Below are 14104 nucleotides of genomic sequence, written 5' to 3'. Positions count from 1 at the left end.
TGCTTTAAATGATTTTCATTTCCCCACAAAAGGTAACCTATTGATATTGATTATGTTATTATCGGTTAATTGTCAACTTATAAATATAACTAATCTTTAATAAAAATAGGAAAAATCACAAATTAACATTTGCGCAGGAAAATAATGCCATGCCTTATAATAAATATAGATTATCTACTTTGTTTTTCATTACGGTTTTTAGTAATTACTCCCATGCTGATACTATTCAGGACGCAATTAAACATTCGCTCAACACCCATCCTGAAGTCAGCGCCTCAATTAATAGCCGTTTCTCTGCGGAACATGACTTAAGTGCCGCCAAAGGGGGATATCTCCCTTCCGTAACGTTGAATGCAGGAATCGGTCGCGAAGAAACGGATAGCGTTTCCACTCGCGCCAGCGGCGATCATAGAGTCGATCTGAATCGCAGTGAATCCGGCATCAGCGTAAGCCAGATGGTTTTTGACGGCTTCGCCACCCCAAGTGAGGTTGGGCGGCAACGCGCTACGGTCAACTCCCGCGCCTATAAAGTATTAACCGCCAGTGAAAGCACCGCATTAGATGCCGTGCAGGTTTATCTTGATGTGTTGCAGCGCCAGGAGTTTGTACGCCTCGCAGAAATCAATCTCGCCAGCCATGAACGTATTTACGATCAGATAAAACTGCGCAGCGAGCAAGGCGTCGGCCGTCTTGCCGATATGGAACAGGCGGAGGCCCGTCTAGCCCAGGCCCGCAATAACGTATTGACGGAAAAAACCAACCTGGATGATGCTCGGACCAATTACTACAGCGTAGTTGGTAAGGAGCCGGAGCATCTGACCATTCCTAGCGCTTCCACCATCACGCTGCCGGCTTCTCTGGAAGAAGCGCGGCGTATCATGCTGGCAAATAACCCGTCATTGAAATCCGCCGAGTCCGACATTGAAGCGACTGAAAAACAGTACGAGGCGGCAAAATCCTCTTTTTATCCGCGGGTAGATATTGAATTGGCTCGCAATATGGATAACAACATTGATGGCGCTCGCGGTCACAACAACGAATGGCAGGCGATGGTAAGAATGCGCTATAACCTGTACGAAGGCGGCAGCAGAAAAAACCGCATGGAGTCAAAGGCTTATCAAATCAAAGAAGCTCAGGATATAAGGAACAACGCCCTGCGCCAACTCAATGAAGAGCTCCGCCTGTCCTGGTCCGCGTTAAATAACGCTCGTCAGCAGCTTCCTATTGCCGCAGAGTATGCCGATCGCAGCATGCGGGTGCGTACCGCTTACCAGAAACAGTTCAGCCTGGGCGAAAGAACGCTGTTAGACTTACTGGACAGTGAAAATGAGCTATTTACCGCACAGCGCCGCCTGGTGGAAGTCCGATTTATAGCGCTATTTACCGAATATCGGATAAAATCACGCATGGGTGATTTACTGAATAGTTTATCGATTCCAGCGCCGGCGGCAGGTAGTAGCCTGACTAACGTGACGACTCACGCAGAGTTACCCGGATTAAATTAATAAGCCATACCGACACATATCAGTTCTCCGTATAAGGCGGAGAACTGTTTATTTACACATTTTATCTGTTGCAGGGATTGCGTTGCGAAAGGAAAAACTCAGTTAAATGAAGTTGCATTCTGTTCACGATACCAATAATCCTGATGAAGCGGTTGTCCAAGAGCACAGCGACCCTCGTAGCCGTCACGACGATCCCCTGCTGGATAGCCTACTGATACTTTGCTCTTTGCAAGGGAAATCGGTCAGCAGGTCAACGCTAACGGCGGGATTGCCGCTGGCCGCGCAACGTCTATCGGTAAAATTACTCCCCAGAGCGGCGGCTCGCGCAGGTTTGCAAGGTAGAGTGCTTAAGCGTTCACTGGATAAAATCGCCGCAATGTCGCTTCCGGCAATGTTGTTATTGCGAGAAGGAAGAGCCGCAATTTTATTGGGCTGGAATGCCGATGGCGATGCCCGCATCATGCCCAGTGAAACGGAGGGCGGGGAAATTACGGTCGACCGCCATACACTACAGCAAGACTATCTGGGGCTGGTGATGTTTGCCCAACCCCGCCACCAGTTCGATATTCAGTCTGATTCTCTCATCCCCCGCACTAAATCCTGGTTCAAAGATACGCTAAAACTATCGCGCTTCCTTTATATGGATGCCATTCTCGCCAGTTTGCTGGTTAATATCATCGCCTTGGCGACCCCGCTGTTTGTCATGAATGTTTATGACCGGGTGGTGCCCAACCAGGCAACGGCAACCTTATGGGTGCTGGCGACAGGTATTACCGGCGCATTTATCTTTGATCTGATATTGAAAACATTGCGCGGTATTTGCCTTGATATTGCCGGCAAAAAAACCGATCTGATTATTTCAGCCACGCTGTTTGAACGCATCACCGGCATGTCGATGAAAGCGCGTCCGGCGCGGGTGGGTAACTTTGCCCAGAATATCCATGAGTTTCAATCACTCAGGGATTTTCTTTCGTCATTAACGCTGACCACCCTTATCGATTTCCCTTTCACTTTATTACTGCTGCTGGTTATCGGGATTATCGGCGGGCCATTGGTCTGGGTTTCCATTCTTGCCTATCCAATTGCTTTGCTTGCCAGTTGGGCGTTACAGAAACCGCTAACGGCGGCGATTGAAAAAACGATGCACCTCGCCAGCGAGCGGCAAGCAACGCTGATTGAAACCCTGAGCAGTCTGGACGCAATAAAAGTCAACAACGCAGAGAGCGAACGACAATACCAGTGGGAGCAAACCATTGGCAGTCTAAGCCGGTTGGAAATGAGGGCCAAAACTTTGTCATCGCTGGCGGTTAATCTGACCCAATGGATCCAGCAATTTGCCGGCGTCGCCATGATTGTGGTCGGCGTATATATGCTGATTGACGGCAAACTCAGCATGGGGGGATTAATCGCCTGCTATATGCTTAACGGCCGGGCGCTTATACCGTTGGGGCAACTGTCCGGGCTGGTCACGCGTTATCAGCAGGCCAGGCTGACGATGACCACCACCGAACAGATGATGCAGTTGCCGCAAGAGCGTAATGATAATGAACATCCGTTAAAACGGGAAAGCATTCGCGGCAGCATCGAGTTTCGCGATGTGACGTTTAATTACCCCGAGCAGAAAAATAGCTCACTAAAAGGAATAAATATTTCCATCGCCGCCGGCGAAAAAGTCGGCGTTATCGGACGAAGCGGCTCGGGCAAAAGCTCGCTGCAGAAACTGATCGTTAATCTCTATCAGGCCGACTCAGGCAATATCCTGATTGATGGCGTCGATGTGCGTCAGTTGGATGTCGGCGACCTGCGGCACAATATCGGCTACGTGCCACAGGATATCCAGCTGTTCAGCGGATCGCTGCGCGATAACCTGATTATCGGCGCTCGTTACGTTGAAGATGAAAGTATGCTGCAAGCAGCCGAAATAGCGGGCGTTAATGAATTTGCCCGTCTGCATCCTGATGGTTACAACCTTCAGGTTGGCGAACGAGGTCAGCAATTATCCGGCGGTCAACGTCAGGCGGTCGCAGTTGCCCGAGCTCTACTGCTCGATCCGCCGATTCTAATTTTCGATGAGCCAACCAGCTCGATGGATAACTCCAGTGAAGATCGGCTGAAAAAGGCGCTTTTCCCCGCGATCGCCAACAAAACGCTGTTACTGGTGACGCACCGGGCGTCAATGCTGGCGTTAGTCGATCGGTTAATTATTGTTGATAAAGGGCGAATTATTGCCGATGGCCCGAAAGCCATCGTGATGGATGCCTTAAAAAAGGGACAGATCAATGCGTCTCGTTGAGTATGCTAAACGCATTAGGCGTTATTTTGTCGGACGTGATGAAGATAACTTTCATACCATGCCCGAAGTCAGCCGCGCCATAGTAGAGGACTCCCCCAGAGTCATTCGCATTACGCTGTGGAGCATCGGAGCTTTTTTCCTGTTTTTTATTCTATGGGCAGGATTTGCAAACATTGACGAAGTCACCCGCGGTAACGGCAAAGCGATACCCTCCTCCCGGCTACAAAAGGTCCAAAACCTTGAAGGCGGTATCGTTACCGAACTGTTTGTACGTGAAGGCCAGGTCGTTCAGGCGGGCGATCCTCTGCTACGGCTTGACGACACCCGCTTTGCGTCCAACGTAGGGGAGACTGAAGCCGACCGTCTTGCTCTGACCCTGCGGATTGAACGCCTGAATGCCGAAATTAACGATCAGGATTTAACGTTATCCGCAGACATCGCCGCCCGATCGCCGGAAGTGGCTAAGGGTGAACGAGAGCTATATAACAGTCGGCGCCAGCAATTTCATAACGAGATATCCGGGCTGGAAGAACAATTGATACAACGCCGGCAGGAACTACGGGATTTCTCCGCCAAACAAATCCAGTTCCGCAACAGTCTAAATCTGCTGCAACAGGAAATAAGGATGTCTGAACCGCTTATCGCCGAAGGCGCGATTTCCAAAGTGGAGGTGCTGCGTTTACGGCGCGCAGAAGTGGAAACCAAAGGCCAGCTTGAATCCGTCACGCTGTCGATCCCCCGCGCTGAATCGGCCATTAAAGAGATCGAGAACAAGATCCAGGAAACCAGCGGGCGTTATAAAAGCGAGGCATTATCGCAGTTGAACGAGGCCCAGACCAACCTGAACAAGCTTGCCGCCACCGGCAAGGCATTGGAGGATCGGGTCAATCGTACGCTGGTGGTTTCACCGGTACGCGGTATCGTGCAACAAATTCTGGTGAACACGATTGGCGGCGTTATTCAGCCAGGCAGCGATTTGGTGGAGATCGTCCCGCTGGATGATAACCTGCTGGTCGAGGCCAGAATCCGTCCGCAGGACATCGCTTTTCTGCATCCCGGCCAGGAAGCCATTATTAAGCTCACCGCTTACGACTACACCATCTATGGCGGACTAAAAGGACATCTGGAGCAGATTAGTCCTGATACGGTAACGGATAAAGAAGGCAATAGTTTCTATATTATCCGGCTGCGTACGGATAAAAACTATCTGGGAACCGCAGAGAAACCCCTGTTGATTATTCCGGGCATGGTGGCGACGGTCGATATTATGACAGGAAAGAAAACTATTCTCAGCTACCTGCTAAAACCGATCCTACGCGCCAGAGCGGAAGCGCTGCGGGAAAGATAAGTGAAATAAAGCCGCCTCCTGAGCGAGCGCGGCTTGAATTTGATAACGTTCCCAAGGGCAGAAAACACGGAAAACCTTATCTCCATGTTTATCCAGCATTTTGCATATTTAACGCGTGTTCACTTTACTATTTGTTGAGCCGCAGTTCGGTGAGGGACGCGGCGATAGCGGCAAACGCCGCCGGCAGATTGTTCACATTAGTAGCGTTAAAATAATGGCTGCCAGTACCGCTGGAACAATTCTGCATCAGTGCTTGCGTGCTGGCGTTGGTGCCGCTACCCAGCACCACCGTGTAGATGGTAATCCCTTCGGCTCTGATATTGGTGCAGAGTCGAGCGGTTAGATTATTCAGGGTGGTATTACCTACCTGCCAATCGCTCCCAGACTGGAACAGTTTGCCATAGGGTTTTATTTCCGTACTGCTGTTGCTCAACTCGGTTTCGCTGCCGACGCGAAGTGAGTTGAAGTCAGAGCTGTTGGCGTACGCACAAATGGGTCCGCAGGTAAAGTAAGGGGTATTATCGTCATTCAGTTTGTCAATATGAAAGGTGTGACTGGCAGAGTCTGTCGACCACGCGCTATCTTTCGATTTTTTAAACTGGTATTGATAGCTGATGGTGTAATCCACCGGAATATCCCTTTCGCCGTCAATCACCACACCGACGCTGGTACTGGCTTTATTAGTTATCGGATCGAGGCCGTTATTGCCATCGGTCAGCAAAACAATCACTTTATTGAGACCTATCGCGGCATCATGCGGTTTTTCTCTATCTCCCCAGCCGTCATCGCCGCGCCAATTAGGATCCAGCATGCGCCATGACCACAATAATCCCAGTGGGATAATTGTGCGTCCATCCACTGTCATTGCATTAATTTTATTCTTTAACTCGTCAACGTTATTAGACAGGAACAGCATCTCCCGGCTCTGCAGACAGTTATTATTTCTGACGGAACCATACTGCCATTGTAGATACTCCGAATTAAAGGCGAACTTAGGGATAATATTGCCTGATTCATTTTCAAGCTCCGCGCTAATACTGCGATTGCCGCTAATCTTTGGCTTTGAACCTGGCAAAATTCGATAGTCTTTGGCACCAGGCGCATCACGCGTTTTCAGATAAGCGGTTGTCTTTAACCCATTGACCTCACTTAATGTCCCAACGGTCATCAACGGCTCAAAACTGCCCGGCAGTCCTGACTCGGCTTTAAAAGTATTATTAACATAAGGTTCTACCACACAACCACCCCAGTGCTTGTCGGCGGCGATATAAGGAAGAGCCCGAGCATCAGACGACAACCAACGAACTTTTTCCCGACTGATATATACGGTGTCGGCAAATGGAACGATGCCAATAAAGGATTGGCTGTTGCCCCCCAGAGCTTGCGCCGAGCCCAACACGGTATCCACCAGTTGCGCCGCGGAGGTTTTCAGAGTGGCGATACGATTCTCATTCGCCATTGACCCGGTATTATCCAATGCCAGCACCATCTCCAGATCGCTGCGGGTACGGCGTACCGCCCCATTGGTCGCCGATAGGTTAAACGCGGTTTTCTTAATCATCCCCGTCACCAGCAGAGGCAGGGTGCCGGTGGCGGTCATCGAAACAAGTTGTGCTCCAGTGGCGTTATCTGATCCATCAGTTTCCACACTGTAGTTGATGGCCACATTATCTTCCGCAATGGAACTGCCGAGAAAGCCCTGCGGCATATTGCTAAAGAAGTAACTTTTAGCGTCGGCGCGCCACTTGACTTCTTCATCAGAACCGGTGGGAACTGGCGTAAAGGTATCCAGATTGCGCCCGGCGGAAATCACCGCCGTATCCAGCGCGTTCTGCAATTTACCCTGTGCCATGCTATAGCGGATAAAGTCTATTGACCCCAGCAGCGCCAGTAAAATCAGCGGGAAACATAGCAGATAGGTCAGGGCGACCGCCCCGCGCTGATCCCGCAGCAGGGTAAGCAAAAACCACTTTAGTATGATCATGGTTCCATCCCTTCGCGTCGTCATTTCAGATCACGCAACGCACTGAAGCGCGGACGATAAAATACCGTGCTGACAATTTGCTTTTCACCGCCCAGCGCCTGCCAGAATGCCGAACTGATGGCAAACGGGGTGTAGTCATAAAAAACTTCCACCGCGATCACCGTATCGTTAACGGCAGGAGCAGGGAATCCCGCCGGAGGCGTAAGCTGTGAAGCCACATTGCGTGTATTCTCACTGCCCCGATAGATTCTTGAAGGCCACTCAGGCGTAGTTTTCCATGCCGGATTATCACCTTCGTCGTCGGTTTCAACCGCATAGAGGCTAATAACTATGCCGCCGTTGCTTTTATAATCGAGTGGCGTCATTAAATCGGAGGCGATGGTGTTGTAGGTGCACACCGAATTCGCCAGCGTGCAGTCGGTACCGCCATGTAGCTCACGCTGCATGGACAGGCTGTTGGCCACCAGAAACGCGGTGCGATCCACCACCGCCGCGGTTCTGAAATATTGGTACAATTCCCATGAGGCGATAATGACAAATACCCCGATAGGAATAAGTAATGCCGCCTCAACCGCCACTACGCCCCGGTTGTCACCCCGGAAACGCTGTAATCTCGGTTGAATACCACATTGCCAAAAATGGGAAAAAATGTTCATTACCAGGTTTCTCACTCATTCTGGATCAGGACGACCCGCTCGAATCGCACCTTGCTCAACCCCAGCCAGGAAATAAACCCGGTCAGGCCGGGGCGATCGAACCCCAGACGATAGATCACCATATCCCCCGCCCCCCGCTATCGCACTCCGGGGTATAATTGTCGCTATCAATATCGCTGAACGAATTATCGCCCTCAGGGGTATAGATCTTGACATCGGTGTACATCGAACTATCGCTGCTGACCCAGACCGACAGGGTATCTTTCATCACCTTACGCACCGCCTGCCGGCACTCCCCGGTGATACCGAGACGCCCCATACGCGCCACGCGATTAGCGGCTACATCCAGATGGGCATCCGCCAGCATGATGAACGCCACCTCAATGGCGACGAAGATCACCGCAAACAATAGCGGCGCTGCCAGCGCATACTCCAGCGCGGAACCCCCTCGCTGGTTGCGGCGCAACCGCGACCAGCCCTTCCTCAAGTTACTTATCGCCATTCGCACCGAATTGCCCCATGTTCTGACGCAGATAGCGATAAAACGCCAGATTATCCTGCACCATATCCTGCGATTGGCTGCTCATCAGAATATCTTCGGCGGCGTCGTCCCGTCCCAGCATGCCGTAGGCCAGCGCCAGATTATCCCGCTCCTGTGGCAACTTGCCGGATACGCCGTTAACTCCCAACAGCATGTTGATCGCCTCGCTCGGTTTGCCGCCTAGCGCCAGCGATAGCCCCAGATTATTGCGTAGCGCCGTATCATCGGGATAGATCTGTAGTCCTCGCCGGTAGGTGCTCTGCGCCTGACTATGATCCCCGGCCAGATCATAGCTAACGCCCAGGCCGGACAATGCCCGGGGGTTGTCTGGAAAACGCGTGAGGATTGACTGATAACGGACGATGGCTTCCGGCAGATTGCGTTGCCGAACCAGGATCCGAGCCGACCCTAACCAGGCATCGATATTTTTCGGATCCAACCGTTGCGCTTTAACATAGGCATTATTGGCCGCGCCAAATTCCCCCTGTAGAAAATGAGCATCCCCCAGCCCCATCCAGACGGCGACAACGTCCGGATTGCTCTGCGCCAAACGGCTATAAATCGACATCGCCATACTAAAATCCCCGCTCTGCAACGCGCTGGAAGCGATACGCAAATCGCCGGACTCCAACTCAGACTGGCTTTGAATCCGTTTGCCGGAGTGCTGCGCAGACGGATACATAGCCGCACAGCCCGTAAGCAGCGTCACTAAAACCAGCGCCATAACCGTTCGGTATTTACCATCCATCGGTATTCCCCTTCCCATTGTTTTTTCATTGTTGTTGCTGTGCAAAAAATGATATCAATCCCAGTACCGCCGGTCCCGCCGCCACAATTAATACCGTGGGCAGAATAAACAGCATCATCGGCAATGTAATTTTCACCGCCAGTTTGGCGGCAATCTCTTCCAGCCTCATCATTCTGGCGGTACGTTCGGTGCGGGCCAGAATACGCAACGCCTGGGTGATCGCCGTACCGTACTGTCGGGATTGCAGCAAGGTATTCACCAGGGTATGAATCGATTCCAACCCCGTGCGTTGCGCCAGCCGTTTCAGTACGGTTTCAGTATCACTGCTGATCTGCAGTTCGCCCGAGGTTAAACGCAACTCATCCGACAACGCCGGACAGACCGCTTCGATTTCCACAGCCACCCGATGGATCGCGCTGTTTAGCCCCAGCCCGGCATTGGTGCAGATCACCAACAGATCGAGCGCATCCGGCAAACCTTGCTGAATCATGCGCTGACGCCGCACCACCATCTTGTCCAGCAGAACACGCGGCAACAGCAGGCCCAAGTAGACCGCCGCCAGGCAGAGCAATATGCCGTAAATTCGCTGCCCCTCCAGCAAAGGCCAGACAAACACCGCCACCAACGTCAGCAATAGCAATGTTGATAGCAGCGCCAGCGCAATCATTACCATCAACGCCTGTGGGTTACGAAATCCGGCGGATACCAGTTTGCCGGCAATTTCCGTGCGCTGGGCGACACTGAACAGAGGGACAGACCTGCCGATCGAATTCATTGCGCTCATAAAACGCTGAGCCAACCGGCGGCGCTGCCCTGCCGGCGTCAATACCGACAGCTGCGTACTCTTGCGTATAACTTCACTACGCATGCGTTCCGTGAGTCTGGCCCTGCGACTGGTACGGGCATATAGATACAACCCAACGCCTAACACGGCAAACAGTAGGGAACTCAGTTGCAGCAGAATCATGTCAGACCTCCATGCTGGCGATCTTGCGAATCGAGATAACCCCTAGCAGTAGCATGATTCCCGCCGCCCACAGTAGGTTCTGTCCTGTCGGCGTCTCGAATAACACACTAATATAATTAGGATTAAGCACGAACAAAGCGCCGGCGATAAAGAAAGGCAGCACGGTCAAAACCATACCGGATAAGCGCCCTTCGGCCGTCATGGCCTTGGTTTTCAAGCGCAGGTCGCGCCGGGCACGGATAATGCCGGATAAGTTATCCAGCGCTTCGACCAGCGAGCCGCCGGTATCCCGCTGCAGTGAAAGGCAAACGGCGAAAAAAGCAAAATCAGGCAGTTCAATACGCAGCACCGCATCATCCATTACCTCTTGAATATCGTTGCCCAGCAGCAGGCTATCACCCATGCGGCGAAACTCCGGCCCAAGCGGGGCATTGAAGTGCTCTCCGACGTTGCGAATCGATTGCACCACCGGGATCCCCGCCTGACTGGCGCGAGTAATCGAATCCATCGCATCCGATAGTTGACTAAGAAACCGGACCTGAAAACGCGCCACCAGTCTACGGTAAAGGGAAACGGCAACCGTCAGCGGCGCCAGTAACAGCGCGGCCGATACGCTCCACCAGGTGATAGGGATAAAACCGAGAAATAACAACAGGATCATCAACAGCAGCGTCGCCAGTACTGCGCCAAACAATACCCGGCTACCCTGATGCCCGCCAACGGTATCGAGCCGGTTAAAATAGTAACCCAAAGTTCCCATCGCCTTGCGCCGACGATAGCGTCGTGCCTCCGTTTGCGCCCGTTCCAGATCCTGCAGGATTTTCTGACGCGAAACATGGCGCGATAAACCCGTGAGCTCTTTCAATCTCTGGCGGATACGCACGGCGGATCGGCGGTGCAGCACATCCATCAATATCGTTATCGCCAGCCCAAGCAGCACAGCAAAGGCAAAGCATAATAGGGTGATAACATCGGCTGCGCTCATGGATGCATCGCCTCCAATAGTGCCGTTTCCATGCCGAAATAGCGGGCGCGCTCGGCAAAAATGGGCCGCATGCCGCTGCTATCGTAAGTGCCGCGGACTTCATCGTCATAGGCGCCGGCGTCATAGCTGAAATGGAATAGTTCCTGCATCACAATAACATCACCCTCCATGCCCGCCAGTTCGGTAATACTGGTAATGCGCCTTGTGCCGTCGCGCATACGCTCAACCTGCACAATCATATGCACCGCGCTGGCAATCTGGCGGCGGATGGAATAGAGCGGCAGATTGCCGTTTGCCATCATCACCATGCTTTCCAGACGGATCAGGGCATCGCGCGGATTATTGGCGTGCAGGGTGGTCATCGAACCATCATGGCCGGTGTTCATCGCCTGTAACACATCCAGCGCTTCGGCGCCGCGCGTTTCTCCCAGTATGATTCTGTCCGGCCGCATACGCAGGGCATTACGCACCAGGTCTCCCTGCGTTATTTTGCCGCTGCCCTCCAGATTGGCCGGCCGTGTTTCCAGCCGTAATACATGCGGCTGCTGCAATTGGAGTTCCGCCGCATCTTCCACGGTAATGATGCGTTCGGAAACCGAGATAAAACGCGACAACGCATTAAGCAAAGTGGTTTTGCCGGAACCGGTTCCGCCGGAAATCAGAATATTGAGCCGGCTGGCTGCGGCAATTTCCAGCACCCGCGCCATTGCCGGGGACAAGCTGCCTTTCGCCGCCAGCCGTTGCAGCGTCAGGTTTTTACGCGAAAACTTACGAATCGAGATCGACGCGCCGTCAATCGCCAGCGGCGGTAGAATCACGTTGACCCGGCTGCCGTCAGCCAGACGGGCATCCACCATCGGGCTGCTTTCATCCACCCGCCGCCCCACCGATGAGGCAATACGCTGCGCGACGCTGACCACATGCGCGTTATCGCGAAATTTCAGCGGCGTCAGCTCCAGTTTGCCGAAACGCTCCACATAAATCTGATCCGGACCATTTACCATGATGTCGGAAATAGTGTCATCCTGTAACAACGGCTCAATCGGTCCGACACCGAACATGTCATTGAGGATCTCCTGTCCCATCAGCTTCTGTTCGCTTTGCGTCATCGCCAGACCTTCCGCAACCACGGTTTCCGCGATGATCGTTTCCACATCGAGCCGCACCTCATCACGGGTACGTTGCAGTGCGCTGGAGACATCGATGGTGGCAAAAACGGTCTGCCGTATCTGGGCATAATGTACGGAGCGCACCACCGTATCCGCATTGCCCGACAAACGGTAAGTCGCCACCGGCAGTTCCTTGTCCAACTGCGCCTCCCGATCGGTCAGAACATCGTTAGCTGGTTTGCTCGGCTTGCGAACATCCGTTGCCGGTATGATTTCATGTGGCGGCGATACATTGACCTGCTCTACGGGTTTACGGCCAAAACTCATGAAGACCTCTTAAGACTCAGAGACGGCCACCATGCCGTTTTGGGTTTGCTTTGCGCTTCGCCGGTCAAGATGCTGGCAAGCTGCTTTATTCCCTGGGCGAACTCGCTGCGTTCCGGCAGGTCTTCCGCCAGATTTTCCGCCAGCGACAAGGACTGTGCGTCATAGCCGATCTGTACCGCAACCGGCAGATCCACCGTCTTAATAAAATCGTTGCTATTAACTTTATTGCGATTCAACGGCTGTGGCTGATTCAAAATGTTGTAGACCGTCGCCGGATTAGGGTGCGCCTCAATATGGCGCGCCAGCCGAACCAAAGTTCTAGCCGAGTAGACCGACTGCTCCGCAACGATGCAGGCCAGACTGGCATGATAAAAAGCCTCTGACGCCAGACTTCCGCCTCGCTGCGGCACATCCAGAACGACATAGTGAAAATGCTGGCTCAGCGTCGTCAGCAATTCTCCCAACCCCCCTTCCGTCACCTCATAGGGTTCCATGTAATCCAGTTCGGCGCCCAGCGCGTATAAGCGGTTATCCGCGGTACTGAGCGTTCGTTCCAGATACTGAAGATCCAGCCGACTGACATTTCCCAGGATCTCGACCAGCGAGTTTCCTCCCGCCAGGCCCAACATGCTAATGCCGCAACCACCGTAAAAATCGAGGTCGATATAAACCACGCGCCGATGAGCGCCGCCGGCGGATAGCTGCCTGGCTAAATGCACCGCAACGCTGGTGGTTCCCACTCCCCCTCGGGTACCGACAACCGCAATAGATTTGCCAAGCCGCCGCTGCCGTACCGGATTATGATCGCTTTCCTCCAGCACCCGGCGCAGCAATTCGGTTCCCAGTGGTTTCACCAGATAATCCTGCACGCCGCGTTGCAACAGATTGCGATAAAGCCCGATATCGTTACGATCCCCCACCACATACACCTGCACCGAGGGCTCGCAGGCATTGGCCAGCCGGTCCAGTTCATCCAGAGGTCCGCTGGAGCCGGATATATCCACCAGCAGACGCTGGGGCGAACGGCCCATTTTCTTCAGCCAGTCGATGGCATCGTCAATATTGCCACGCTCGACCCGGCTATCGGTCACCGTACTGGTTTTGAGAAAACGAGTTAATTCCTCTTTACTGTCCGCATCCAACACAAAGGCCGCAAAATTCACTACGCGCAGTTCACCACGCTCTTTATCACCCAGAACACTCATATGTTCGTATCCGTTTTAATCGCTGGTTTTCTCTGTAGATTCGGTTTCCCGCAGTGGTTCAACCTTATTTTCGCGATAGCGCGTTACCGATAGCGCCGCCGCATCCGCCTGCATACCGCTATACCGCCGCGGCGCAGCCAGATCCTGCGGACGCGCCAGGCTAACCGCCAGATTGGTGTAAGTCGCGCAGCCAAACGCGATTCGCCAGCGATCGTCATCACGCCAGTCACGCTTAGGTTGCAGCATGCTCTGACAATCCGGCGGGACCGCCACCCATGCCTTACCTCGCTGTTGCAACTTGATAGAGGAAACATCCGGCATACCGTCATCATCCCGCTGCCATGAGCTACAGCCGGTCAGCACGCCTATCGTCCCGCCGATAAACAGTAAAACGAGATATCGACGCAGTTCGCTAAACATAACCATCCTCATACTC

General features: G+C 53.0%; 12 protein-coding genes. 3 read left to right on the top strand and 9 right to left on the bottom strand.

Annotation, left to right across the window (positions count from 1 at the left end; translation table 11 throughout):
• The first annotated feature begins 149 nt into the window (after positions 1 to 149).
• The 3 genes from HC231_RS05850 to HC231_RS05840 all read left to right on the top strand — a co-directional run bounded on the left by HC231_RS05850 (position 150) and on the right by HC231_RS05840 (position 5146).
• Positions 150 to 1505: a TolC family outer membrane protein gene (locus HC231_RS05850; RefSeq protein ID WP_208230128.1), complete on the top strand. Its 1356-nt coding sequence runs from the start codon at positions 150 to 152 to the stop codon at positions 1503 to 1505.
• Between the two features lie 106 nt (positions 1506 to 1611).
• On the top strand, positions 1612 to 3798 hold the full coding sequence (locus HC231_RS05845; RefSeq protein WP_208230127.1) for a type I secretion system permease/ATPase: 2187 nt from the start codon (positions 1612 to 1614) through the stop codon (positions 3796 to 3798).
• On the top strand, positions 3785 to 5146 hold the full coding sequence (locus HC231_RS05840) for an HlyD family type I secretion periplasmic adaptor subunit (protein ID WP_208230126.1): 1362 nt from the start codon (positions 3785 to 3787) through the stop codon (positions 5144 to 5146). Before HC231_RS05845 ends, HC231_RS05840 begins: the two co-directional genes overlap by 14 nt.
• Before the next feature lie 127 nt (positions 5147 to 5273).
• Here HC231_RS05840 and HC231_RS05835 read toward each other — a convergent pair whose 3' ends face one another.
• The 9 genes from HC231_RS05835 to HC231_RS05795 form a co-directional block, all read right to left on the bottom strand.
• Complete coding sequence (locus HC231_RS05835; RefSeq protein ID WP_208230125.1) at positions 5274 to 7130, bottom strand: TadE/TadG family type IV pilus assembly protein; 1857 nt, start codon at positions 7128 to 7130, stop codon at positions 5274 to 5276.
• A gap of 20 nt (positions 7131 to 7150) precedes the next feature.
• Positions 7151 to 7786 carry a TadE/TadG family type IV pilus assembly protein gene (locus HC231_RS05830; RefSeq protein ID WP_208230124.1) on the bottom strand — a complete coding sequence of 212 codons (636 nt, stop codon included), beginning with the start codon at positions 7784 to 7786 and terminating at the stop codon, positions 7151 to 7153.
• Between the two features lie 115 nt (positions 7787 to 7901).
• A complete protein-coding gene (locus HC231_RS05825) occupies positions 7902 to 8288 on the bottom strand; it encodes a TadE/TadG family type IV pilus assembly protein (RefSeq protein WP_208230123.1) in 387 nt (128 codons plus the stop codon).
• On the bottom strand, positions 8275 to 9075 hold the full coding sequence (locus HC231_RS05820) for a tetratricopeptide repeat protein (RefSeq protein WP_208230122.1): 801 nt from the start codon (positions 9073 to 9075) through the stop codon (positions 8275 to 8277). The genes HC231_RS05825 and HC231_RS05820 overlap by 14 nt, the downstream gene beginning before the upstream one ends.
• Positions 9076 to 9100: 25 nt before the next feature.
• A complete protein-coding gene (locus tag HC231_RS05815) occupies positions 9101 to 10042 on the bottom strand; it encodes a type II secretion system F family protein (RefSeq protein WP_208230121.1) in 942 nt (313 codons plus the stop codon).
• A gap of 1 nt (position 10043) precedes the next feature.
• A complete protein-coding gene (locus HC231_RS05810) occupies positions 10044 to 11027 on the bottom strand; it encodes a type II secretion system F family protein (protein WP_208230120.1) in 984 nt (327 codons plus the stop codon).
• Complete coding sequence (locus HC231_RS05805) at positions 11024 to 12463, bottom strand: TadA family conjugal transfer-associated ATPase (RefSeq protein WP_208230119.1); 1440 nt, start codon at positions 12461 to 12463, stop codon at positions 11024 to 11026. Before HC231_RS05805 ends, HC231_RS05810 begins: the two co-directional genes overlap by 4 nt.
• Complete coding sequence (locus tag HC231_RS05800; RefSeq protein ID WP_208230118.1) at positions 12460 to 13668, bottom strand: CpaE/TadZ family protein; 1209 nt, start codon at positions 13666 to 13668, stop codon at positions 12460 to 12462. Before HC231_RS05800 ends, HC231_RS05805 begins: the two co-directional genes overlap by 4 nt.
• A 15-nt stretch (positions 13669 to 13683) precedes the next feature.
• Positions 13684 to 14094, bottom strand: coding sequence for a CpaD family pilus assembly lipoprotein (locus HC231_RS05795; protein WP_208230117.1), 411 nt, complete (start codon positions 14092 to 14094; stop codon positions 13684 to 13686).
• Between the last annotated feature and the right edge of the window lie 10 nt (positions 14095 to 14104).

Source organism: Brenneria izadpanahii (assembly GCF_017569925.1).
GTDB classification, from domain to species: Bacteria; Pseudomonadota; Gammaproteobacteria; order Enterobacterales; family Enterobacteriaceae; genus Brenneria; species Brenneria izadpanahii.
The sequence above is the reverse complement of the archived record's forward strand: the minus strand, read 5'-3'. Positions and strand labels throughout refer to the sequence as shown.

Excerpts from the sequence above, each read along its gene's own strand:
- HC231_RS05840 (WP_208230126.1), top strand. The coding sequence starts at position 3,785 with ATGCGTCTCGTTGAGTATGCTAAACGCATTAGGCGTTATTTTGTCGGA.
- HC231_RS05845 (WP_208230127.1), top strand. The coding sequence starts at position 1,612 with ATGAAGTTGCATTCTGTTCACGATACCAATAATCCTGATGAAGCGGTT.
- HC231_RS05850 (WP_208230128.1), top strand. The coding sequence starts at position 150 with ATGCCTTATAATAAATATAGATTATCTACTTTGTTTTTCATTACGGTT.
- HC231_RS05800 (WP_208230118.1), bottom strand. The coding sequence starts at position 13,668 with ATGAGTGTTCTGGGTGATAAAGAGCGTGGTGAACTGCGCGTAGTGAAT.
- HC231_RS05815 (WP_208230121.1), bottom strand. The coding sequence starts at position 10,042 with ATGATTCTGCTGCAACTGAGTTCCCTACTGTTTGCCGTGTTAGGCGTT.
- HC231_RS05805 (WP_208230119.1), bottom strand. The coding sequence starts at position 12,463 with ATGAGTTTTGGCCGTAAACCCGTAGAGCAGGTCAATGTATCGCCGCCA.
- HC231_RS05795 (WP_208230117.1), bottom strand. The coding sequence starts at position 14,094 with ATGGTTATGTTTAGCGAACTGCGTCGATATCTCGTTTTACTGTTTATC.
- HC231_RS05835 (WP_208230125.1), bottom strand. The coding sequence starts at position 7,130 with ATGATCATACTAAAGTGGTTTTTGCTTACCCTGCTGCGGGATCAGCGC.
- HC231_RS05820 (WP_208230122.1), bottom strand. The coding sequence starts at position 9,075 with ATGGATGGTAAATACCGAACGGTTATGGCGCTGGTTTTAGTGACGCTG.
- HC231_RS05825 (WP_208230123.1), bottom strand. The coding sequence starts at position 8,288 with ATGGCGATAAGTAACTTGAGGAAGGGCTGGTCGCGGTTGCGCCGCAAC.
- HC231_RS05810 (WP_208230120.1), bottom strand. The coding sequence starts at position 11,027 with ATGAGCGCAGCCGATGTTATCACCCTATTATGCTTTGCCTTTGCTGTG.
- HC231_RS05830 (WP_208230124.1), bottom strand. The coding sequence starts at position 7,786 with ATGAACATTTTTTCCCATTTTTGGCAATGTGGTATTCAACCGAGATTA.